This window comes from Streptomyces sp. NPDC020362 (assembly GCF_040642095.1).
GTDB lineage: Bacteria > Actinomycetota > Actinomycetes > Streptomycetales > Streptomycetaceae > Streptomyces.
In genome coordinates, this window is record NZ_JBFAET010000023.1 from 21,245 (window position 1) to 44,084 (window position 22,840).

Sequence of the window (22,840 nt, forward strand, 5' to 3'; positions counted from 1 at the left end):
TGAGCCGAAGCCGTCTCGGGAGGGGAGTCCCCGTGCTCAGTGATCAGGAGGCAGCCGTTCTCGCGTGCATCGACGAGGCGGCCGTCGGGCGGACACTGCTGGAGCTGATCGCGATTCCGAGCGTGACCGGCAGCGCCGCCGAGTCGGAGATCCAGCACCACCTCGCCGGGCGGCTGGAGCGGCTCGGGCTCGACGTCGACCTGTGGTCCATGGACCTGCCCGCGCTCCTCGCCGACCCGGGGTTCCCCGGGACGGAGGCACCGCGCGAGGAGGCCTGGGGCCTGGTGGGGCACACGGAGGGTGGGGAGGGCGGGCCGACGCTGATCCTCCAGGGGCACGTGGACGTCGTACCGCCCGGAGACCCTGCCGCCTGGGACGGGGATCCGTTCGTGCCGCGGGTGACCGGGGACGTCGTGCACGGGCGCGGGGCCTGCGACATGAAGGCGGGACTGGTGGCGCACCTCGCCGCGCTGGCCGCGGTCCGGGCGGCCGGGGTGCGGCTGCGCGGACGGGTCGCCGTGCACTTCGTGGTCGGCGAGGAGGACGGCGGGATCGGCGCCTTCGGCACCCTGAAACGCGGTCACGGCGGGGACGCCTGCGTCATCACCGAGCCGACCGCCGGCACGCTCATCACCGCCAACGCGGGCGCGCTGACGTTCCGCCTCACCGTGCCCGGCAAGGCGGCCCACGCCAGTTCGCGGGACGCCGGGGTCAGCGCGATCGACGCCTACATGCCGCTGCACGAGGCGCTGACCCGCCTGGAGACGTCCCGCAACGCCGGCCCCTCCCCGCTGATGGCCGAGTACCCGATCCCGTATGCCCTGTCCGTCGGCACCCTGCGCTCCGGCGACTGGGCGAGCAGCGTGCCCGACCTGCTGGTCGCCGAGGGGCGGCTGGGCGTCCGGCTGGGTGAGGAACCGGCCGACGCGCGCGCCGAGTTGGAGCGCTGCGTGGCCGAGGCCTGCGCCGCCCACCCGTGGCTGCGGGAGCATCCGGCGACCGTGAGCTGGCCGGGCGGGCAGTTCGCCAGCGGACGCCTCCCGGAGGGGCATCCGCTGCGCGACGAGGTCCGTGACGCCTGCGCCGACGCGGCCGGCTGGGCCGCCCGGCCCCGGGAGCGCGGGGCGCCCTACGGGAGCGACCTCAGGCTGTATGCCGGGGCCGGGATTCCGACGCTGCAGTACGGGCCCGGGGACGTGCGGGTGGCGCACAGCCCGCGGGAGTGCGTGTCCGTGCCCGAGGTGATGGAGGTGGCTCGGACGCTGGCGCTCACCGTGCTGCGGTCTACCGGGGTGAAGTGACCTCCGGGGCGGCCGGCTGCCGGCGGCGGGTGAACGCGGGCAGGGTGGGCGGGGCGAGGAAGCCCTCCGCGCGGGCGCTGGCCAGGCCGATGCGGGGGATGTCGCTGCTCTTGGCGAAGAGCAGGAAGCGGGGCTCCCACACCGGGCGGTACTTGGCGTTGGCGCGGTAGAGGGACTCGATCTGCCACCAGCGTGAGAAGAAGGTGAGGATCGAGCGCCACAGGCGCAGGACCGGGCCGGCGCCGAGGCGGGTGCCGCGTTCGAACACCGAGCGGAACATGGCGAAGTTCAGCGACACCCGCCGTACGCCGAGCTTCTCGCCCTGCAGGAGCAGCTCCACGACCATGTACTCCATCAGGCCGTTCTCGCAGTCGCGGTCGCGGCGCATCAGGTCCAGGGACAGGCCGTGCTCGCCCCACGGGACGAAGCTGAGCAGGGCACGCGGCACATCGTCGGCGTCCAGGCACTCCAGCATCACGCAGCGGCCGTCGTCGGCGTCGCCGAGGCGTCCCAGGGCCATGGAGAAGCCGCGCTCGGTGGTGCCGTCGCGCCAGTGGTCGGCGCGGTCGATGAGCAGGGCCATCTCCTCGTCGGGGATGTCCTCGTGGCGGCGGATGCGGACCGTGTAGCCGGCCCGGCGGACGCGGTTGTGGGCCTGGCGGACGACGCGCATCGCCCGGCCCTCGAGGGTGAAGTCGGCGAGGTCGACGATCGCCTCGTCGCCGAGTTCCAGGGCGTCCAGGCCGTGGCGGGCGTAGACCGTGCCCGCCTCCTCGCTCGCGCCCATGACGGCCGGGGTCCAGGCGTGCCGACGGGCCTCGGCCAGCCAGGCGTCGATGGCGCCGGGCCAGGCCTCGGGGTCGCCGATCGGGTCGCCGGAGGCCAGGCTGACGCCGCCGACGACGCGGTAGGTGACGGCCGCCTTGCCGCTGGGGGAGAAGATGACGGCCTTGTCGCGGCGCAGCGCGAAGTAGCCGAGGGAGTCGCGTTCGCCGTGCTTGTCGAGGAGGCGGCGCAGCTGCTGCTCGTCCTCCTCGGCGAGCAGGCTCTCGCCGCGGGGGGCGCGGAAGCAGGCGTACAGCACCAGGAGGAAGGTCGCGGCGATCAGGACGTTGACGATCACGTCCGCCCAGCGGGGGGCGTGGACGGCGTCGACCCGGTCGGCGAGCGGGCCGACGCTGACACCCCGCAGCACGGTGTAGGCGATCTCGTCCTTGAGGGTGGCGCCGGGCAGTGTGTTCGTCGCGTGCACCAGCAGCGTGCCGAGCGTGCCGCTGACCAGCGTGCCGCCCGCGCCGACGGCGAGCGCGAGGCGCGGGTTGGAGCGGTCGCCGATGGCGTCGAACTCGCGTCGGCCGATCAGCAGGGCCGCCACGAACAGGCCGGTCAGGGCCGCGGAGAGCCAGTTGAAGACGTGCTCGCGGTAGGGGGCGCGGGTCAGGGCGACGACGTAGAGGCTGAACAGAGGGCCGGCGAGCAGGAGGTTGAAGACCCAGGCGGCGCGCTTGCGGCGGCGCATCACCACCGCGAGGAACAGGGCGAGCGCCGCGGAGACGAGGCCGGCGGTGGCCAGGTACGGGGTGAAGAACTCGCCCGCGTTGTGCTCGTGCACCTCCTCGCGGAACGGCAGCGAGAGGACGGCGACGATGTTGAGCACGGCCTGCAGCCGCAGGTACCAGACGGTGGCCGCCGCAGCGCGCCCCCGCAGTCTGCTGTCGCCGGACGGCAGGGTGGGGATGGAGAGGCGCGGCCTTCGCTGAGCGGGGACCTGTGGGGTGATCGGTGTCGAGCGACGTGCGGGCATCGACTGACTCGCGGGCATGGTGACGGGCACCTTGGGAGGAGGGGACGGGGCAACACTGACCCTACAGCTCGTAGGGTAGCGGGGGCATGGGCTTGCGCATACCCGGTGCACAGGTTCTCATCCCGAGCCCTGTGCGCTGCGCCGGGCGGCCGCCAGCAGCCAGGCCAGGTTGCCCACCGCCGCCCCGGCCGCCACCGCGGCGACGATCACCCCGCCGGTGGCGAGGCCGTCGCTGAACAGATGCGGGCGCCGGTCGAGGCTGTGCAGTCCGAAGCCGCACAGCTCGTAGACGCCGACCGCGGCGACGACCAGGCTGACGATCAGCAGGGTCAGCGTCGGGCCGAGACTGCGTGGGCCGAGGTCCGCCGATGGGCTCGGCTCCGTTTCGGTGTCCTGCATGGTGTCCCCCGTTGAACAGACGTGTGGCCGTTGGCGGTTGGGAACCTACAATACGTAGGGTCGGGTTGGGGTCGGTGCCGTGCGGATCTGCGGCGGCGTGGACATGGAGGGTGTCTCCGGGCTCGTCGACGCCGACGACGTCCGGCCCGCCGGGCGGGACTCCGGACGGGGCCGCTCCATGATGGCCGAGGATGCGAATGCGGCCGTGCGCGGCACGCTGGCGGCCGGGCCGAGCGACGTACTTGTGAACGGCGCCCACGGCCCATGACCTCAGCCGCCGGTGCGCTGCTCACCGGTCAGGGCTGCTCGGCGAACCGCCCCGGCGCATCATCCGCCGGTCCGCCGGTCCGCCGGTCCGCCGGTCCGCCGATGTGCCGGTCCGCCAGGTACGCGCCGCCGGATGTGCCGCGCTGTGCGGTCGGGCGTCTGCGGCGCCGTCGTGGCCGGTCGCGCAGTTCCCCGCGCCCCTTCGGGGCGCTCGGCGCCTACTCGGTGGGCGGCTGCGCCGCGCGGCGGGCGTAGGCGCGGGCCGCGCGGGCGCGGTCGCCGCAGCGGGTGGAGCACCAGTGGCGGCGGCCGTGCCGGAGCAGGTAGCGGTTGCACGGGGTGGAGCCGCAGGCGGTGAGGCGGTCGGCATCGGTGCCGGTGAGCAGGTCCGCGGCGTCGGCGGCGAGGGCCGCCAGGGCGTGCTCCACGATCTGTGTGGTGGGGTGGGATCCCGCCCGGTACAGGCCGCGCTCGGGGTGCCAGTGCAGCAGGGCGGCCGCAGGGGCGCGGGTGAGCGCCTCGTTGACGGCGTTCAGGGCGCTGCCCGGGGCGGGGCGGCCCTCGATCCGGGAGGCGAGCAGGGAGCGGATCTCCTCGCGCAGCGACCGCAGCCGGGCCGCGCAGGTCTCCTGGAGGTCCGCGCCGGCCGGGGCCAGATCGTGCTCCACGAGCCACCGGTCCGCCGCCGCGGGCGTGCCGAGCAGGTCGGCGCGGTGGCCGCCGGGCAGGGCGACCGCGCTGTTGGCGAGGTCGAGGGACGGGTACTGCTCCGCGCCCGGCGCGGGCGGTGGCGTCTGCTCGCCTGTCACGCTCCCAGTCATGAATCTCATGGTACGTCTTGCATCCATCCGTGAGGAAGGGCTAACGTCCCTTCACGGATAGACCATTAATCATCCGTGAGACGATGCTGTGAGGTGCTGATCATGGCCGCTGCCGGTCCGACCCCCGACGCCACGAACGAGCAGATACCCGTCCGCGTCCTCGGCGGCCCGACCGTCCTCATCGAGTACGGCGGGCTCCGCTTCCTCACCGACCCGACCTTCGACGATCCCGGCGACTACCCCTCGCCCAGCGGCCGGACCCTGGTCAAGACCGCCCCGCCCCGGATCGGCCGGACCGAGCTGGGCCCCGTCGACGTCGTCCTGCTCTCGCACGACCAGCACGCCGACAACCTCGACCACTCGGGCCGCGCCCTGCTCGCCGAGGTGCCCCGCACCTTCACCACCGCGAGCGCAGCCGGCCGCCTCGGCGGCACCACCCGGGCCCTCGCGCCCTGGGAGTCCGCCGAGCTGCCCCGCCCCGACGGCGGCACCGTCACCGTCACCGCCGCGCCCGCCCTGCACGGGCCCAAGGGTTCCGAGCCGATCGTGGGCGAGGTCACCGGCTTCGTCCTGACCTCCGCCGACCTGCCGAGCGTCTACGTGAGCGGCGACAACGCCTCCCTGGAGCTGGTCCAGGAGATCGCCGACCGGTACGCGCCCGTCGACACCGCCGTCCTCTTCGCCGGTGCGCCCCGCATGCCCGTCCTCGACGACGCCCTGCTCGTCCTCGACGGCGCCGGAACCGTGAGGGCCGCACAGCTCCTGGACGCCCGCCGGGTGGTCCCGGCCCACTGTGACAGCTGGGCCCACTTCACCGAGACGCGGCAGGACGTGGTGAGGGCGTTCACCGTGGCGGGGCTGGCGGACCGGCTGCAGCTGGACTGAGCCCGCTCGGCGGCTGGACCGAGCCGTTCGGCGGCTGGACCGAGTCGCTCCGCGGCGCCGTCGTGCCGCGCTGTCACTCGTGGGGCCCCCGTTCAGCCCTCGGTATCACGGAATCGGGGCGATTCGGGCCATAGCGTTGCGGATGAGGCGTCGGACGCGACGCACGCCCTGGTCCGAGAGAAAGAGCGCCCATGATCGAGGCACGGCAGCTGACCAAGAGATACGGGGAGAAGACGGCCGTCGACGCGCTGGACTTCACCGTGGAGCCGGGCACGGTGACCGGCTTCCTGGGGCCCAACGGCGCGGGCAAGTCCACCACCATGCGGATGGTTGTCGGCCTCGACGCCCCGACCAGCGGCACCGTCACCGTCAACGGCCGCCGCTACGCCCGCCACCGGGCACCCCTCCAGGAGGTCGGGGCACTCCTGGAGGCCAGGTCCGTCCACCCGGGCCGCACGGCCCACAACCACCTGCGGGCCCTCGCCCTCACCCACGGCATCCCGTGCCGCCGGGTCGAGGAGGTCATCGAGCTGGCCGGTCTCGGCAGCGTGGCGCGCAAGCGGGCCGGCGCCTTCTCCCTCGGCATGGGCCAGCGGCTCGGCATCGCGGCGGCGCTGCTCGGCGATCCGCAGACGGTGATGCTGGACGAGCCGGTCAACGGCCTGGACCCGGAGGGCGTGCGCTGGATCCGCACCCTGCTGACCTCGCTCGCGGCGGAGGGCCGGACGGTGTTCGTCTCCTCCCACCTGATGAGCGAGGTGGCGCTGGTGGCGGACCGCCTGATCGTCGTGGGCCGGGGACGGCTGCTGGCCGACACCACCGTGCGCGACCTGGTCCGCGAGGCGGGCGGCGACACGGTGAAGGTGGCCACCCAGGACCCGACGCGGCTGCGGGACGTGCTGGCCGGGCCGGGCGTCGCCATCACCGGCCGCGTCGGCTCCGAGGAACTGCAGGTGACCGGGGTGAGCGCCCGCGAGATCGGGCTGAAGGCCGCCGAGCACGGGATCGCCCTGTTCGAGCTGACCGCGCGGACCGTCTCCCTGGAGGAGGCCTTCATGGACCTGACCCGGGACGCCGTGGAGTACCACGGCTCCACGACCGGCATCGAGATCCCCGAGACCGCCGGGAGGACCGCATGAGCACCCTTGCCGCCACCGCCGAACCGTCCCGCACCGCACCCCCCGCACGCCCCGACTACCGGGTGACCGGACGGCGCGTGCTGTTCTCCGAGTGGGCCAAGCTGTGGTCGCTGCGCTCGACCTGGATCACCCTGGGCCTCGGTCTGCTGTTCCTCCTCGCCTTCGGGCTGATCGCCGCGAGCCGCTACAAGTTCATGTTCGGCACCCCCCGCATGGACCGGGACTTCGCCCGCGCGACGGCCGTGAGCCTGTCCCTCTTCGGCACCAACTTCGCCCAACTGGCCCTCGGGGTCCTCGGTGTGCTGGTCATGGCGGGGGAGTACTCCACCGGCATGATCCGCTCCACGCTCGCTGCCGTACCGCGCCGGCTGCCCGTCCTGTGGTCCAAGGCGGCCGTGTTCGGGCTGGTCGCGCTGGTCGTCGGCACCCTCGGCTCGTTCGCCGCCTTCCTGGCCGGCAGCGGGATCGTCGCCGGCACCCCCGCCGCGCTGGGCCTGACCCACGCCGGGGTCGTCCGCAGCCTGCTGGGCGCCGGGCTCTACCTCGGCCTGGTCGGCGTGATCGGCATCGCGCTCGGTGCGCTGCTGCGCTCGGTGGCCGCAGGCATCTCGCTCCTGGTCGCCACCCTGATGCTCATCCCCGGCCTGGTCTCGCTCCTGCCCAGCTCCTGGCACGACGACATCGGCCCCTACCTGCCGAGCAACGCGGGTCAGGCGATGTTCGCCCTGACCCACGACTCCACCACCCTCGCCCCCCTGGCCGGCCTGCTGGTCTTCCTGGGCTGGACGGCACTCGCGCTGGCGGGGGCGGCATACCGGCTGCTGCGCAGCGACGCCTGACGTGGGCAGCGGGGGTGCGTCGGCGTGCGGGGCGGGTGCGGCGTGCGGTGCGGGCGCGTCGAGGGTCGGCCGGGGGTGCGCCGATGGTGGTGTGGGTGTGTCGAGGGTCGGCGGGGGTGCGCTGTCGTGCGGTGCGGGTACACCGACACGCGGGGCGGGTACACCGACGGTCGGTGCGGGTGCGGGTGCGGGTGCGGGTGCGGGTGCGGGTGCGCGGCGTGCGGCACGGGCACCCTGGGCGCGGCGACGCCCGGCCGCGTGCTTGCGGGCGTCGCCCCTCTTCGTCTCCTTGCACAGCGGCCTTGCACAGCGCGGCCTGCGCAGCCTGCCCTGTACAGCCCGCCGTGTCAGCCCGGGGCCCGGCCGGCCCGGCCCTGTACGGCGGCCCTGTACGGCCCGGCCCTGTACCGCCCCGCCCTGCACGGGCGGCTGCGGCAGTCGCGCCGGGCCTGCGGGGTGTCGTGCGCCTCGTCGGCGCCCGGGCGGTCGCGGTCAGTAGCGCAGGGCCGAGCCGACCGCCGCGTGCACGTCCCCGGTCAGCTTGCGGTTGCTGGTGGCCGTGCCTTCGCCGGAGGCGCCCGCGGCCACGTCCTTGACGGTCACCACGGTCACGTCCAGCAGATTGCCGCTCTTGTCCGTGAAATTGACCTGGACGGCGAAGGACTTGGCGGCATCGGCGGTGTTCTTGGCGGTCACCTTGGCCGTCGCCTTGCCGTCGCCGCCGATGGCGACGGTGCCGAGCGTCACGTCGTCCTTGGCCTTCACGCCGTTCTTGACCTCGTCGAGCTTGCTCTTGGCCTGCGCCGACGCCGAGGCCAGCGCGTCGGCTCCCTTGGAGGCGAGGGACGCGGCGGCCGAGGACGCCGCCGAAGCCGCCTTGCTGGCGGCGCCGGAAGAGTTTCCGGAACTGCCGGAGCACCCTCCCGCCGCGACCGCGACGACCACGGCCAAAGCCGCCCCTGCCGCCCCCCGTGTCCTGTGCCCTGCCATACCGCACCTCCAGCGAGTCCTGAGCCGTCCGGCCTTTTCCCTCCCCAGTGAAGGCGCCGCCGCCGTGGCCTGCACGCCGAGCCACCCGCGCATGCGGGGCCTTCGGCCGGGTGCTGCAATGAACGGGAGGGAGGGACCGGACGAGGAGGAGTACCCGGTGACCTCGCACCCGCAGCCGCACCCACAGCCCGTGCCCGCGCGTCCGGCGGCATCGCACGCCCTGTCCGAAGCCGCCTTCCGGGACCTGTACCGGCGCCTGCGGAACCAGGCCGCGGACGCCGGCGAGCACCGGCGTGGCGCGCTGGACCTCCTCACACCCGAGCGGGTGACGGCGGCCGCCGCCGAGGTCCGGTGCGGACGCACCGTGTCGCTGGCCGCGCCCGTCGAGACCCGGGCCGGTCCCGACGATCCCGAGCCCGCTTCCCACACGATGACGGCACCGACGCACCGGGAGGAGACCGCCGGGCACGGGCTTGCGTTCGCCCGCGACCGGTTCGCGATGAACGTGCACGGGGACGTCGACAGCCATCTCGACGCGCTGTGCCATGTGATGTTCGACGGCGAGCTGTACGGCGGCGTCCCGGCGAGCACCGTGACGCCGGACGGCGCCGGCGCGCTCACGCTCGACCTGGTGCGCGACGGCATCGTCGGCCGCGGTGTCCTGCTCGACATCCCGCGGCTGCGCGGTGTGCCGTGGCTCGACCCCGGCGATCAGGTGACGGCCGAGGACCTCGTCGCGGCCGAGACCGCCCAGCGGACGAGGGTCGGGCCGGGCGACCTGCTGTTCGTGCGCGTGGGACACCGTCTCAGGCGCCGAAGACTCGGCGCGTGGGACGTGACCCGGGTGCGGGCGGGTCTGCACCCGACGGCGATGCGCTTTGCGGCCGAGCGGCGCGTGTCCGTCCTGGGCTCGGACGGCAACAGCGACGCGGCGCCCAGCGCGGTGGCCGAGGTCCCGTTTCCCGTGCACGTGCTGGCGGTCAACGCCCTGGGACTGCATCTGCTGGACTGGCTGGACTTCGAGGACCTGGTGCCGGTGTGCGAACAGCAGGGCCGCTGGCACTTCCTGTGCGTGGTGGCCCCCTTGCGGCTTCCTGCGGCGACCGGCTCCCCGGTGAACCCGATCGCCGTTCTGTGACCCCCGTTCCGCGACCCCTGTTCTGTGACCCTCGTTTCGTCACCGCCGTTCCGCGACCGTGCCGGTGCGGGGAACGCTCCAGGTGCCGCGCGGCCGCGGGGCGCGTACGTTCGAAGGGGGGAGAGCCAGCAACGGCCGCGGACCGCACGAGCAAGGACGGTGGTTGCCGTGGATTCCCTGCCCCCTTACGACGTCATCGTCATCGGCACCGGGGCAGGGGGCGGCACGCTCGCCCACCGCCTCGCCCCGTCCGGCAAACGCGTGCTCGTCCTCGAACGCGGGGACTACCTGCGGCGCGAACGCGACAACTGGGACTCGACGGCGGTGTTCGTCAAGGGCAAGTACCGCGCCCCGGAGTTCTGGCTCGACCGGCACGGCAACGAGTTCCCGCCCGAGGTGAACTACTACGTCGGCGGCAACACCAAGTTCTACGGCGCGGCGCTGTTCCGGCTGCGCCCGCAGGACTTCGGCGCACTGCGCCACCACGACGGCATCTCGCCCGCCTGGCCCATCGGCTACGAGGACCTGGAGCCGTACTACACCCAGGCGGAGCACCTCTACCTGGTGCACGGCCGGCACGGCGAGGATCCCTGGGAGGGGCCGTACAGCGAGCAGTACGCCTATCCGCCGGTCGAACACGAGCCGCGCATCGAGCAGTTGAGCCAGGACCTGGAGAAGCAGGGACTGCACCCCTTCCACCTGCCGATCGGCGTCGACCTCACCCAGGACGAGCACGGCCGGGCCACCCACTCCAGCGTCTGCATCCGCTGCAACCGGGTGGACGGCTTCCCCTGCCTGGTCCGCGGCAAGTCCGACGCCCAGGTCATCTGCGTGGAGCCGGCGCTGCGGCACCCCAATGTCGAACTGCTCACCAACGCCCATGTGACGAGGCTGGAGACCGACCCCTCCGGCCGCAGCGTCACCACGGTCGTCGCCCGGCTCCCCGGCGAGGAGGAGGCCCGCTTCTCGGCCGACATCGTGGTCGTGGCCTGCGGGGCGGTCAACTCCGCCGCCCTGCTGCTCGCTTCCGCCGGCGACCGGCATCCGCGCGGACTGGCGAACAGCTCGGACGTCGTCGGCCGCCACTACATGCGGCACAACAACCTTGCGCTGATGGCCGTTTCGAAGGAGCCCAACGACACCCAGTTCCAGAAGACGCTCGCCCTGCACGACTGGTACCTGGGCGCGGACGACTGGGACTACCCCCTGGGCGGGATCCAGATGCTCGGCAAGTCGGACGCCGAGCAGATCCACGGCCAGGCCCCGCGCTGGGCCGGAGCGGTGGCACCGGACATGCCCTTCGAGGTGCTGGCCCATCACGCCGTCGACTTCTGGCTGTGCGGAGAGGACCTGCCGCAGCCGGACAACCGGGTGACCCTGGAGAGCGACGGCCGCATCCGGCTCACGCTCGACGAGACGAACAACATCGCCGGTCTGGAGCGCCTGCGGCACAAGCTGCAGCACATGCTCGGTCATCTCGGCATGCACGAGCACAAGCTGCTGTCCCGCAGCATCTACCTGCACAAGGGCATGCCGATCGGCGCTACCGCCCACCAGGCCGGCACGGTGCGCTTCGGGACCGACCCGGCGACCTCGGCCCTGGACGTCAACTGCAAGGCCCACGACCTGGACAACCTCTACGTCGTCGACACGAGCTTCTTCCCGAGCATCGGCGCGGTCAATCCGTCCCTGACGGCCATCGCGAACGCCCTGCGCGTGGGCGACCACCTGGTGGAGCGGCTGGGCTGACCCGCCGCCCGCCGCCCGCCGCCCGCCGTCCCGCCTCCGCCCGGTCCCGCGCCCCGCCCCCGACCGGGCGAAGATCCTCGGCCGGGCAGCGCAACACCGTCCGCCCCGGCATGCCGCCGCCCCTCCCCGGTGCTTGTCTGAAGCCCGAACCCCGGGCCCCGGGCCCGGCCGGACGGGCACGTAGTGGAGGAGCAGGGCATCGTGAGTTCCACCCAGGGCGCACCGCAGGGCGTGATCCCCGCACATCTGCTGAAGGGCCAGAAGGCACTGGTCACCGGCGCGAACTCCGGAATCGGCCGGGCGACTGCCGTCGCCCTGGGCCGGGCCGGGGCCGACGTCGTGGTGAACTACGTGGCCGGCCGGGAGGACGCCGAGCAGGTGGTCGAGGAGATCACCGCCTTCGGAGTGCGGTCCGCGGCCTACGAGGCGGACGTCTCCGACGAGGACCAGGTCGTCGCCATGACGGACCGGATGGTCCAGGAGTTCGGCACCATCGACATCCTGGTCGCCAACGCCGGACTGCAGCGGGACGCCCCGTTCACCGAGATGACTCTCGCCCAGTGGCGGAAGGTCCTGGACGTCAACCTCACCGGGCAGTTCCTGTGCGCCCGTGAGGCGACCAAGGAGTTCCTGCGCCGCGGAGTCGTCCCGGAGGTGTCCCGCGCCGCCGGGAAGATCATCTGCATGAGTTCCGTGCACCAGATCATCCCGTGGGCCGGTCACGTCAACTACGCCTCGTCCAAGGGCGGCGTCCAGATGATGATGGAGACCCTCGCCCAGGAGCTCGCCCCGAAGAAGATCCGTGTGAACGCGGTCGCCCCCGGAGCCATCAAGACCCCCATCAACCGCGACGCCTGGGAGACGCCCGAGGCGGAGCGGGATCTCCTGCGGCTGATCCCCTACGACCGGGTCGGTGAGCCCGACGACATCGCCCACGCCGTCGTCGGCCTCGCCTCCGACCTCATGGACTACGTCGTGGGAGCCACCCTCTACGTCGACGGCGGCATGACGCTCTTCCCCGGCTTCGCCACCGGCGGCTGACCCCACCCACTCGCGTCGGCCCCGGGGAGACCCGTATGCACACCGTGATGGCGGCGCTGGCACCTGCGCCCGCGCCCGCGCAGATGCTTCCGGCCAGATCGCTGATGGCCTTCACCCTTGCGTCCCACATCATCCTGGTGCCGCTGGGCGTGGCGCTGCCGCTGATCACCCTGATCATGCACAGCCACGGCCTGCGCCGCGGCGATGCGACCGCCCTGCTCCTGGCCCGGCGGTGGTCGGCCGTGATGGCCGTCCAGTTCGCCATCGGCGTCGTCACCGGCACCGTGCTCTCCTTCGAGTTCGGGCTGCTGTGGCCGGGCATGATGGGCCGCTGGGGCGATGTCTTCGGCCTCGGTTTCGGGGTGGAGGCGTGGGCGTTCTTCCTGGAAGCCGTCCTCATCGCCATCTATCTCTACGGCTGGCGCAGACTTCCCTCCCGCGCCCACTTCCTGCTCGCGCTGCCGCTTCCCCTCGTCGCCCTGCTCGGTGCCTTCGGGATCCTGGCCGCCAACTCGTGGATGAACACGCCCCGGGGCTTCACCCTCGACGCCGCGGGCAATCCCATGGACGTGAACGTCCGCAAGGCGATCTTCACGCCCATGTTCGGCCCGGAGTACTGGCACTTCGTCATGGCGATGTTCGTCACGGCGGGCTACGTCACGGCGGGCGTCTACGCCATGGGCTGGCTGCGCGGCCGCCGCGACCGCTACCACCGGCTCGGTTTCACGATCCCCTTCACGCTCGCCGCGGTGTGCACGCCGCTGCAGTTCATGCTGGGCGACTCCATCGCCCGGCAGGTGTTCCACAAGCAGCCGGTGAAGTTCGCCGCGATGGAGATCGTCTGGAAGACCGACACCCATGTGCCCGAGTACCTGTTCGGCCGGCTGCACCCGAACGGGACCATCTCCGGCGGCATCAAGATCCCGCAGCTCGACTCCATCCTGGCCGGCTTCCGGCCGGACACCAAGGTGACCGGTCTGACCTCGGTGCCGGCCGACGACCGGCCGACCGCAACCCAGGCGACCATCACGCACTTCGCGTTCGACGCGATGGTCGGCCTCGGCTCCCTGCTGCTCCTGCTCGCGCTCTGGTACGCCCTGGTGTGGCTGCGCCGCCGCCGACTGCCCGCCTCCCCCTGGTTCTACCGCGCCGCGGCGTGCGCGGGCGTGGCCTCCGTCCTGGCCGTCGAATGCGGCTGGATCACCACCGAGGTGGGCCGCCAGCCGTGGATCGTCTACCAGAACATGCGGGTCGCGGAGGCGGTGACGGCGACGCGCTCCACCAGCCTGTGGATCATGTTCGGGCTGGTCGTCGCGGTGTACGTCTTCGTGTTCGGGTCGTTCCTGGTGATCCTGCTGAAGATGCGCTCCCGCTGGCGGCAGGCCGACAGGACGGGCGGTCCGGAGGCACCGAAGGAGACCCCGGAGACGGACACCCCGGAGACGGACACACCGTACGGGCCGCGCTCCGCCGGGAGCAGGCCGTGATCGCCGGGGTCATCGCCGTCGTCCTGCTGCTCGCGATCGCCGCCTACGCCTGCGCCGGCGGAACCGACTACGGAGCCGGCTTCTGGGACCTGACCGCGGGCGGAGCGGAACGCGGCAAGCGTCCGCGATGGCTGATCGACCACGCCATGGAGCCCGTCTGGGAGGTCAACAACGTCTGGCTGATCTTCGTCCTGGTCATCATGTGGACGGGCTTCCCCGTCCTCTTCCAGCGGGTGTTCACGGCGATGTGGCTGCCCCTGGCACTGGCCGCCGTGGGCATCGTCCTGCGCGGCGCCGGCTTCGCCCTGCGCAAACCGGCACGGCGGCTGGCCGGCCGACGCCTGTACGGAGCGGTCTTCGCGATCTCCTCGCTGCTGACGCCGTTCTTCCTGGGCGCCGCGGCCGGGGGAGTGGCCTCGGGCCGGGTGACGGCGAGCGCGACGGCGTCGACGGACGCCTGGGCCAACCCCACATCCGTGCTCTTCGGACTGCTCGCCGTCGCGGCCACGGCACTGCTCGGCGCCGTCTTCCTCGCCGCGGACGCCCGCCGCTTCGCCGTGCCCGACCTGGACGGCCACTTCCGGCGGCGGGCCCTGGGCGCCCTCGCCGCCGTCGCCGTCCTCGCCGTGATCACGCTGGTCGTCACCCACGGGGACGCGCCTCATGTGTGGCACGGGCTCACCCACGGCGTGGGGCTCGTCTTCGTCGTCGTGGCCGTGCTGGCCACGCTCGCCACGGCATGGCTGCTGATGCGCCCCTCCGGAGCCTGGGCCCGGGTGAGCGCGGTCGGCGTGGTGGCGTCGGCCGTCATCGCCTGGGGCATGGCGCAGCGCCCCTACCTCGTCCCGACCTCGCTGACCGTCGCCCAGGGCGCAGGCGCGCACACCACGCTGCGCTGGCTGGCGTTCGTCACGTTCGTCGCCCTGGTGTTCGTCATCCCCGCGGTCGCCCTGCTCTACCGGCTGGACACCCGTGGCGAGCTGGAGGGCCTCACCGACGCCGACCTGCGGGGCTCGGGGGCCGACGGCGAGAGCTGATCCGGTGAGGAGGTGACCGTGCCCTCTCGTGTGGGCCGTGGGCGGTCGTCCTCCGCCGGGCGTGCCCGCCCCTTTTGGCGGATAGTGGTGGCGAAAGGACGTTCCAGGCTCCCGTCCCGGCACAGGAGGCCCGATGCGTGCTTCACGGCCGCTGGCCACGCTCACCGGTATCGCGTTGCTCGGCATAGTCCTCGCCGCCTGCCAGGATCAGGCGGGAGGCCAGATCACCGCGCACAGCGGTGTCAGACTGGTGGAGAGCATCACGAACCCGTCGGTCCACGGGTGCCACCCCTTCAGCGAGGGCGTGACCCACGTCGACAACTACACGCAGAGCAGCATCCTCCTGTACACCACACCCGACTGCACGGCGCCGCCGGGCGGGACGAGCATCTACCTGAGCATGCAGTCGTCGGACGAGGTGGTCAGGTCCACCGGCCTGTGGCGCAGCTTCTCCATCGCACCCGAATGACCTGCGGGCGCAGGCCGGTCACCGCGTGCGCGCGAAGGCACGGGTCACGCAGTACCCGGCCGGGGCGCCGCTGACGGCGGCCGGACCCCGAGGACGTCGAGCATCGCCCGGGTGGCGGGGCTCGGGTTGAACCGGCCCCACGCCAGATACTCCACGCGGCGCGGCCCGCCGGTCACCGGGACCAGCGCCAGTTCGTGGTCCCCGGCCGCCAGCGGCCGGATGAACGCCGACGGCAGCAGCGCGATGCCGAGCCCGCGCGCGATCAGCCGGGTGATCAGCTCGACGACACCGGCCTCGTACGCGACGTCGCGGACCAGGCCCGCGGCGGCGAACGCCTGATCGGACTGGGCGCGAGCGGGTGTCCCGGACACGAAGTCCACGAATGTCTCCCCGGCGATCTCGTCCAGCGTGACCCGGGAGGCACCCGCCAGCCGGTGCCCGGCCGGCACCACCAGGACGTGCTCGTCGTGATCGAGCACGACGGTGTCGACACCCAAGGGCGGTTCGTTCTCCGGCAGGCCGAGGAAGGCGATGTCGAGGTCGCCGTCGCGGATCGCCGCCACCAGGTCGTCACTGCGTCCGGAACGCAGGGCGACGCGGACGCCCGGGTGCTGGGCGCGATACCGCTGCAGCAGTTCGGGTACGTCGACGGCAGCCGTCGTCACGATCACGCCGACCGCGAGCCGGCCGCGCACCACGCCGGTCGCGGCAACGGCGTCGGCGGCCGCGCGGTCGGCAGCGGCCAGGCACTCGCGCGCCCCGGCCACGAACGCCGCTCCGGCGCTGGTCAGCTCGACGCGGCGGCTGGACCGGGCGAACAGCTTGACGCCCAGCTCCCGTTCCAGTCCGGCGATCCGGTGACTGAGCGACGACTGCACCACGGAGCAGCGCTCCGCGGCGCGGGTGAAATTGCGTGTCTCGGCGACGGCGACGACGTAGCGCATCTGCTGGAGGTCCACACATCCATCGTTCTGCTTCATGGCTGGGATGACAAGCATGCGTTGGATTCATGACGGGAGCTGCGGACACTTCAACGCATGCACTCCCCGACCGAGCGGTCGTCGGGCCTGTCACGGACCTCGTACGTGCAGCAGGCGGCGACCGTCGCACTGACCGCACTCGCTCCCGCCTCCTGGGGCACCACCTACGTCGTGACCACGCGGCTGCTCCCGCCCGGGCACCCGCTGTTCGCCGGGCTGATGCGCGCCCTGCCCGCCGGGCTGCTGGCACTGGCGCTCACCCGGGTGCTCCCACGCGCGGACTGGTGGTGGAAGGCCGCCGTCCTCGGCGTGCTCAACATCGGCGGGATGCCCCTGCTGTTCCTGGCGGCCGAACGACTTCCCGGCGGCGTCGCCGCCACCCTCGGCGCCGCCCAGCCACTGCTGGTCGCAGGCCTGGCCGTCGCGGTGCTCCGCGACCGGCCGACCGCCTGGCGACTGGCCTGGGGTGTGACCGGCGTGATCGGCGTCGGACTCGTCGTGCTCGGCCCGCGGGCCCACCTGGACACCGTCGGGGTGCTCGCCGGCCTCGGCCACACGGCCACCATGGCCGGCGGGGTCGTCCTCACCAAGCGCTGGGGCCGACCGGCAGGGGTCGGCCCGCTCACCCTGGCCGGCTGGCAACTGACGGTCGGCGGCCTGCTGCTGCTCCCGCTCACGCTCGCCTTCGAAGGGGTGCCGCAGCGGATCGACGCCGGAGCCGCCGGCGGCTACCTGTGGCTCGGCAGCATGGGCGGGCTGATCGCCTACACCCTGTGGTTCCGCGGGATCGGACAGCTGCCGGTCGGCGCGTCCGCACCCCTGGTGCTGTTGTCTCCGCTGGTCGCGACCGCCATCGGCGTCGTGCTGGGTGAATCGCTGAGCCTGCTCCAGACCCTCGGCTTCGTCCTGGCCCTGGCCGCCCTGCTCGCCGCCCAGCTCGGACCTCCGCGCCGGCCGGGCCGCATCGCGCGCGGCAGACAGGCGGGAGAACGGGAGAACACAGCCGGGACCGCAGCCGAGGCCGCAGCCAGGAGAACGAGAGGGGAGGAGACGAGACCGGAGGAGAGGAGATGCGAGAAGCCGTGACCCGGGAAGACGAGGTCCGCGAGGGCCAGGTCCGCGGACGCCAGACTTGAGAAGGACGGATTCGATGAAGACGGACTCGAAGAAGACAGGTTCGAAGAAGACAGACCCGAAGGGGACGGGCTCGCAGAAGACACGCTCGACGGGGGCAGGTCCGATGGGGGCACACTCGGCGGGGGCACATCGACCGGGAGCCGGCATGACGATCGCCGTGCTCGGTGCCACCGGGATGGTCGGCAGCCGGGTGATCACCGAGGCCGGTGCACGCGGACACCAGGTGCTCGCCATGTCCCGGAGGCCCGCGGGCGGGGACCCGGACGTGACATCGGTCGCGGTCGATGTGAACGACGCGCATGCCGTGGGCGAGGCGCTCGCTGGCTCCGCCTCGCACGGTGCCGCGGACGCCGTCGTGCTGACCGTGCGGACCGTGCCGGCCGACCGGGACTTCCTGGTCGGCGCCACCCGTACGGTGCTGGACGCTGCCGCACGGCGTGGGATCCGCGTCCTCGTCGTCGGCGGCGCCGGTGCGCTGCGCAGCCCCGGTGACCGCGATCTGCCGGTCGCCGACAATCCCGTGTACGTGCCTGCCGAGGTGAAGGCCGTAGCCGCTGCCGGGACGGCCCAGTTGCGGACCTGCCGGGCCCATGCCGGTGCCGACTGGGTCTATCTGAGCCCGCCGGCCCGGCTCGAACCGGGTGAGCGGACCGGCCGCTACCGGCGCGGCACCGACACCTTGCTCACCACCGCCGACGGGCAGTCGTGGATCAGCGCCGAGGACCTGGCCGTCGCCGTGCTCGACGAACTCGAAACCCCCGGGCCCGAGCGCCACATCACCGTCGTCCACCGGCCTGCCGGCGCCTGACCGGGATCCACGCCGGTGCCGAGCCCGCGGCGCCGTGAGCCCGGTCCGGTGCTCCCATCGGCCCGCCGAGTCGGGTGCTCACATCGGCCCGCCGGATCGGGTGCTCACGTGGGCCCGCCCGGTCGGGTGCTCATGTCGGGCCCGCCCGGCCCCGTGCTCACATCCGCGCGCCCGGCCCTGTGCGGTGGGCTTAACCCCTCGTGATCGGGTGCGGAGACACCCGCGTAATGAGCGGTTCGTACGGTCGCGAAGGGTGAGATCAGGCGAGCAGAGCAGAAGGGGGGCGCCCGTGGCCGCGCCGGGCTCGCGCAGTGAGGGCACGACGAAGGTGCGGACCGTCTGCTCGTACTGCGGGGTGGGCTGCGGCATGGTCCTCGACGTCGGCAGGGGACCGGACGGGCGGCGTACGGTCCTGAAGGCGAGCGGGGACAAGGAGCACCCGGCGAACTTCGGCCGGCTGTGCACCAAGGGCGCGACCACCGCGGACATGCTTGCCGCCCCGGGCCGGCTGACCACCGCCCTCGTCCGGCCGGACCGCGGCGAGGAGCCGCAGCCCGCGCCCCTGGCGGACGCGGTCGCCGAGACCGCGCGCCGCCTGCGCGCGATCGTCGACGAGCACGGGCCCGACGCGGTCGCCCTCTACGTCTCCGGGCAGATGAGCCTGGAGGCGCAGTACCTCGCGAACAAGCTGGCCAAGGGCTTCGTCCGGACCAACCAGATCGAGTCCAACTCCCGGCTGTGCATGGCCAGTGCGGGCACCGGCTACAAACTCTCGCTGGGCGCGGACGGGCCGCCCGGCTCGTACCAGGACCTCGACAAGGCCGACGTCTTCCTCGTCATCGGTTCCAACATGGCCGACTGCCACCCCATCCTCTTCCTGCGGATGATGGACCGGGTGAAATCGGCGGGCGCCAGGCTGATCGTCGTCGACCCCCGGCGCACCGCCACCGCCGACAAGGCCGACCTGTTCCTGCAGATCAAGCCGGGCACGGACCTCGCGCTGCTCAACGGGCTGCTGCACCTGCTGCACGAGAACGGCCACACCGACCCCGACTTCATCGCCGCCCACACCGAGGGCTGGGAGGCTATGCCCGCATTCCTCGCCGACCACCCGCCCGCCGCCGTCGCCGAGACCACCGGCATCCCGGAGGAGGACATCCGGGAGGCGGCCCGCCTGATCGGCGAGGCGGGGGAGTGGACGAGCTGCTGGACGATGGGCCTGAACCAGTCCACCCACGGCACCTGGAACACCAACGCCCTGGTCAACCTGCACCTCGCCACCGGCGCGATCTGCCGCCCCGGCAGCGGGCCCTTCTCCCTCACCGGCCAGCCCAACGCCATGGGCGGCCGGGAGATGGGCTACATGGGGCCGGGCCTGCCCGGACAGCGCTCCGTCCTCGTCGACGCCGACCGGTCCTTCGTCGAGGAACTGTGGGAGCTGGAGCCGGGCACCCTGCGCGCCGACGGCGTCGGCAGGGGCACGGTCGAGATGTTCCGGAAGATGGCCGACGGGGACATCAAGGCGTGCTGGATCATCTGCACCAACCCGGTCGCCTCCGTCGCCAACCGCAGGACGGTCATCGAGGGCCTGGAGGCCGCCGAGTTCGTCGTCACGCAGGACGTGTTCGCCGAGACGGAGACCAACGCCTACGCCGATGTCGTCCTGCCCGGCGCGCTGTGGACCGAGACCGAGGGCGTCCTGATCAACAGCGAGCGCAACCTCACCCTCGCCCGGCCGGCCGTCGACCCGCCCGGCGAGGCGACGGCGGACTGGCGGATCATCGCCGCCGTGGCCCGCGCGATGGGGTACGAGAAGGGATTCGCGTACGACAGCGCCGAGGAAGTATTCGAGGAGATCAAGCGCGCCTGGAACCCGGCGACCGGCTGGGACCTGCGCGGTGCTGGCTACGAGCGGCTGCGGGAGACGCCCGTGCAGTGGCCGGCGGCGAGCGCCGACGGCCCCGACCGCAACCCGGTCCGGTACGTCGGCGAGGACGGCTCGCCGGTCTTCCCGACCGCGACCGGCCGAGCCGTGTTCCACGCCCGCCCGCACATCCCGGCGGCGGAGATGCCCGACGACGACTACCCGTACCTGCTCAACACCGGCCGTCTCCAGCACCAGTGGCACACGCTGACGAAGACCGGCAAGGTGGCCAAGCTGAACAAGCTCAACCCCGGCCCCTTCGTGGAGGTGCACCCGCAGGACGCGGCCGAACTGGGCGTCGTCGAGGGCGATTCGGTGGAGGTCGCCTCGCGCCGCGGGCGGGCCGTGCTGCCCGCGGTGGTCACCGACCGGGTGCGGCCCGGCTGCTGTTTCGCGCCGTTCCACTGGAACGACCTGTTCGGGGAGTACCTGAGCGTCAACGCGGTGACCAGCGACGCCGTCGACCCGCTCTCCTTCCAGCCCGAGTTCAAGGTGTGTGCGGTGTCGCTGACCAAGGTGGCCACCCCGGTGACGGTGCGGGGCCCGGCGCCGGTGGGAACCGCGGCCACGGTCCAGCCGTCCAGCGAGGTCCCGCCTCCCGCCGCCCCCGCGTCCAGCGAGGTCCCGCCTCCCGCCGCCCCCGCGTCCAGCGAGGTCCCGCCTCCCGCCGTCCTCGCCCCCGCGTCCGTTCCCCCTCCGTTCGGGCTGGAGCCGGGACCGCCGCCGGTCCTGGCCGCACACGAACGCCGGTATCTGACCGGCTTCCTGGCCGGCATTCCGTCGGGCGCCGCGGGCGTACCGGTGCTGCCGCCGGACGCCCCCTTCAGCCCGGAGCACGCCCTGTGGGTGAACGGCGTGCTGGCCGGGATGTACTCCAGGGCCGAGGCGGCACCTTCGACCGCGTACGGTGCCGGCGCCCGCCCGGGAGCGGCCGCCCCGGCCGCGCCCCGCCGCCAGATCGTGATCCTCTGGGCGTCGCAGACCGGCAACGCCGAGGAGTTCGCGAGTGCCACGGCCGAGCGGCTCACCGCGGACGGCCACCCCGCCTCCCTCCTGCCCATGGAGGAGGCGGATCCCGCCGGCCTGCCCTCGGACGCCGATCTGCTGCTGATCACGAGCACCTTCGGCGACGGCGACGCCCCCGACAACGGCACGGGGTTCTGGGACGCCCTCGCCGCGCCCGACGCCCCGCGCCTGGAGGGCAGGCGCTACGCCGTCCTGGCCTTCGGCGACTCCTCCTACGACGACTTCTGCGGCCACGGCCGCCGCCTGGACCGGCGTATGGAGGAGCTGGCGGCGGTACGGCTGGCCCCGCGCACCGACTGTGAACCCGACTACGAGACCGAGGCCGGAGCCTGGCTCGACCAGGTGCTCACCGCGTTGCAGAGCCCCGAGCGGCCGGAACCCGGATCGGCACCCGACCCGGCCTCCGCGCAGGCCCCCGCCGCCCCGGCGGCTCTCCGGCCGGGCCGTCCCGTCCCCGCCACCGCCCGCCTCACCGGCAACCGCCTGCTGAGCCTGCCCGGTGCGGGCAAGGAGGTCCGGCGCTTCACCTTCGACGCCCGGGACAGCGACACCCCGCTGGTCTACGAGGCCGGGGACGCCCTGGCGGTGCACCCGGTCAACTCGCCCCGGCTGGTGACGGAGTGGCTGGCCGTCACCGGCCTGGACGCGGACGCGGTCGTCCAGGTCAAGAACGCCCAGGACGTGCCCTTCGCCGAGGCCCTGCTGCGCCACCTGGACATCACCCGCATCACTCCCGACCTGCTGCGCTTCGCCGCCGACCGGGCCCGCGACCCGCGCGAGCTGCGCAAGTTGCTGCGGCCGGACAACAAGGGCGGGCTGGCGCAGTGGTCCTGGGGCCGCCAGGCCGTCGACGTGGCCGCCGAGTTCGGCATCCGGGCCGGGGCCCAGGACTGGGCCGACGTGCTGGGGCGGCTGCAGCCCCGGCTGTACTCCATATCCTCCAGCCCCCTGACCGACCCCCACCTGGTGTCGCTGACGGTCTCCGTCGTCCGCTACGAGAACCTGGGCGGCCGCCCCCGCCAGGGCGTGTGCTCGCCCTTCCTCGCCGACGCCGAGCCCGGCACCCCGGTGCCGGTCCGTGTCCAGCGGGCGCCGCACTTCCGTCCGCCCGCCGACCCCGCCACACCGGCGGTGATGGTGGGCCCCGGGACCGGCATCGCGCCGTTCATCGGCTTCCTGGAGGAGCGCCGGGCCCGCGGCCACCGCGCCCCGAACTGGCTGTTCTTCGGCGAGCAGCACCGGGCGACCGACTTCTACTACGAGCAGGAGCTGGCCGCGTTCCTCGCCGGGGGCACGCTCACCCGCCTGGACACCGCGTTCTCCCGCGACCAGCGTGCCAAGGTCTACGTCCAGGACCGGATGCGCGAACACGGTCCGCTGCTGTGGTCCTGGCTGCGGGACGGCGCCCACTTCTACGTCTGCGGAGACGCCGCCCGCATGGCCAAGGACGTCGACCGGGCCCTGCGGGAGATCGCCACCGTGCACGGCGGCCTGGACGAGGCCGAGGCGGCGGCCTACCTCAAACAGCTGGCCGCCGACAAGCGCTACGTGCGCGACGTGTACTGACCGTGCCCGGCCCGAGCCCCACCACTACGGTGG

At 73.1% G+C, this 22,840-nt stretch carries 18 protein-coding genes and 1 pseudogene; 14 read left to right on the forward strand and 5 right to left on the reverse strand.

The features are described 5' to 3' along the window. Positions 1-32: 32 nt before the first annotated feature. Positions 33-1,301: an ArgE/DapE family deacylase gene (locus AB0H32_RS12325; protein WP_361118365.1), complete on the forward strand. Its 1,269-nt coding sequence runs from the start codon at positions 33-35 to the stop codon at positions 1,299-1,301. Here the strand turns inward: AB0H32_RS12325 and AB0H32_RS12330 are convergent. Further along, a complete protein-coding gene (locus tag AB0H32_RS12330; protein ID WP_361118368.1) occupies positions 1,285-3,123 on the reverse strand; it encodes a phosphatidylglycerol lysyltransferase domain-containing protein in 1,839 nt (612 codons plus the stop codon). The two genes, AB0H32_RS12325 and AB0H32_RS12330, sit on opposite strands and share 17 nt — an antisense overlap. A 99-nt stretch (positions 3,124-3,222) precedes the next feature. Further along, positions 3,223-3,504, reverse strand: coding sequence for a hypothetical protein (locus AB0H32_RS12335; RefSeq protein ID WP_361118371.1), 282 nt, complete (start codon positions 3,502-3,504; stop codon positions 3,223-3,225). A 103-nt stretch (positions 3,505-3,607) separates the two neighbouring features. Here AB0H32_RS12335 and AB0H32_RS12340 point away from each other — a divergent pair. Further along, positions 3,608-3,769, forward strand: a pseudogene (locus tag AB0H32_RS12340) (M55 family metallopeptidase); the annotation flags it as partial. A gap of 220 nt (positions 3,770-3,989) precedes the next feature. On the opposite strand, the gene AB0H32_RS12345 reads toward AB0H32_RS12340, so the two are convergent. Continuing rightward, positions 3,990-4,592 carry an ABATE domain-containing protein gene (locus tag AB0H32_RS12345; RefSeq protein ID WP_361118374.1) on the reverse strand — a complete coding sequence of 201 codons (603 nt, stop codon included), beginning with the start codon at positions 4,590-4,592 and terminating at the stop codon, positions 3,990-3,992. A 102-nt stretch (positions 4,593-4,694) separates the two neighbouring features. Between AB0H32_RS12345 and AB0H32_RS12350 the strand changes: the two genes are divergently transcribed. The 3 genes from AB0H32_RS12350 to AB0H32_RS12360 all read left to right on the forward strand — a co-directional run bounded on the left by AB0H32_RS12350 (position 4,695) and on the right by AB0H32_RS12360 (position 7,455). Further along, the gene (locus tag AB0H32_RS12350; RefSeq protein ID WP_361118377.1) at positions 4,695-5,477 is read left to right on the forward strand and encodes an MBL fold metallo-hydrolase; all 783 of its coding nucleotides are present in this window, start codon (positions 4,695-4,697) and stop codon (positions 5,475-5,477) included. Positions 5,478-5,668: 191 nt separating this feature from the next. Then, on the forward strand, positions 5,669-6,616 hold the full coding sequence (locus tag AB0H32_RS12355) for an ATP-binding cassette domain-containing protein (protein WP_361118380.1): 948 nt from the start codon (positions 5,669-5,671) through the stop codon (positions 6,614-6,616). Beyond that, entirely contained in the window at positions 6,613-7,455 is an 843-nt protein-coding gene (locus AB0H32_RS12360; RefSeq protein ID WP_361118383.1) for an ABC transporter permease, read from the forward strand. Before AB0H32_RS12355 ends, AB0H32_RS12360 begins: the two co-directional genes overlap by 4 nt. A gap of 492 nt (positions 7,456-7,947) precedes the next feature. Here the strand turns inward: AB0H32_RS12360 and AB0H32_RS12365 are convergent, their stop codons facing one another. Continuing rightward, positions 7,948-8,400 (reverse strand): hypothetical protein, encoded by a 453-nt coding sequence (locus AB0H32_RS12365; RefSeq protein WP_361118494.1) that lies wholly within the window; start codon positions 8,398-8,400, stop codon positions 7,948-7,950. Between the two features lie 265 nt (positions 8,401-8,665). Between AB0H32_RS12365 and AB0H32_RS12370 the strand changes: the two genes are divergently transcribed. The 6 genes from AB0H32_RS12370 (at position 8,666) to AB0H32_RS12395 (ending at position 15,366) form a co-directional block, all read left to right on the forward strand. Beyond that, complete coding sequence (locus tag AB0H32_RS12370; protein WP_361118497.1) at positions 8,666-9,583, forward strand: cyclase family protein; 918 nt, start codon at positions 8,666-8,668, stop codon at positions 9,581-9,583. A gap of 159 nt (positions 9,584-9,742) precedes the next feature. Then, positions 9,743-11,332 carry a GMC family oxidoreductase gene (locus AB0H32_RS12375; RefSeq protein WP_361118386.1) on the forward strand — a complete coding sequence of 530 codons (1,590 nt, stop codon included), beginning with the start codon at positions 9,743-9,745 and terminating at the stop codon, positions 11,330-11,332. A 201-nt stretch (positions 11,333-11,533) separates the two neighbouring features. Beyond that, a complete protein-coding gene (locus tag AB0H32_RS12380; RefSeq protein WP_361118389.1) occupies positions 11,534-12,373 on the forward strand; it encodes an SDR family oxidoreductase in 840 nt (279 codons plus the stop codon). Between the two features lie 35 nt (positions 12,374-12,408). Beyond that, positions 12,409-13,860 carry a cytochrome ubiquinol oxidase subunit I gene (locus tag AB0H32_RS12385; protein ID WP_361118391.1) on the forward strand — a complete coding sequence of 484 codons (1,452 nt, stop codon included), beginning with the start codon at positions 12,409-12,411 and terminating at the stop codon, positions 13,858-13,860. Continuing rightward, entirely contained in the window at positions 13,857-14,897 is a 1,041-nt protein-coding gene (locus AB0H32_RS12390; protein WP_361118394.1) for a cytochrome d ubiquinol oxidase subunit II, read from the forward strand. The genes AB0H32_RS12385 and AB0H32_RS12390 overlap by 4 nt, the downstream gene beginning before the upstream one ends. 133 nt (positions 14,898-15,030) lie before the next feature. Next, positions 15,031-15,366 carry a hypothetical protein gene (locus AB0H32_RS12395; protein WP_361118397.1) on the forward strand — a complete coding sequence of 112 codons (336 nt, stop codon included), beginning with the start codon at positions 15,031-15,033 and terminating at the stop codon, positions 15,364-15,366. 44 nt (positions 15,367-15,410) lie between these two features. Here AB0H32_RS12395 and AB0H32_RS12400 read toward each other — a convergent pair whose 3' ends face one another. Then, entirely contained in the window at positions 15,411-16,325 is a 915-nt protein-coding gene (locus tag AB0H32_RS12400; RefSeq protein ID WP_361118500.1) for a LysR family transcriptional regulator, read from the reverse strand. A gap of 78 nt (positions 16,326-16,403) precedes the next feature. On the opposite strand from AB0H32_RS12400, the gene AB0H32_RS12405 reads away from it, so the two are divergent. The 3 genes from AB0H32_RS12405 to AB0H32_RS12415 all read left to right on the forward strand — a co-directional run bounded on the left by AB0H32_RS12405 (position 16,404) and on the right by AB0H32_RS12415 (position 22,807). After that, positions 16,404-17,432, forward strand: a complete 1,029-nt coding sequence (locus AB0H32_RS12405; RefSeq protein ID WP_361118399.1) for an EamA family transporter — start codon at positions 16,404-16,406, stop codon at positions 17,430-17,432. A 196-nt stretch (positions 17,433-17,628) separates the two neighbouring features. After that, positions 17,629-18,291, forward strand: coding sequence for an NAD(P)H-binding protein (locus tag AB0H32_RS12410; RefSeq protein WP_361118402.1), 663 nt, complete (start codon positions 17,629-17,631; stop codon positions 18,289-18,291). A 289-nt stretch (positions 18,292-18,580) separates the two neighbouring features. Continuing rightward, positions 18,581-22,807, forward strand: coding sequence for a molybdopterin-dependent oxidoreductase (locus AB0H32_RS12415; RefSeq protein WP_361118405.1), 4,227 nt, complete (start codon positions 18,581-18,583; stop codon positions 22,805-22,807). The last annotated feature ends 33 nt before the right edge of the window (positions 22,808-22,840 follow it).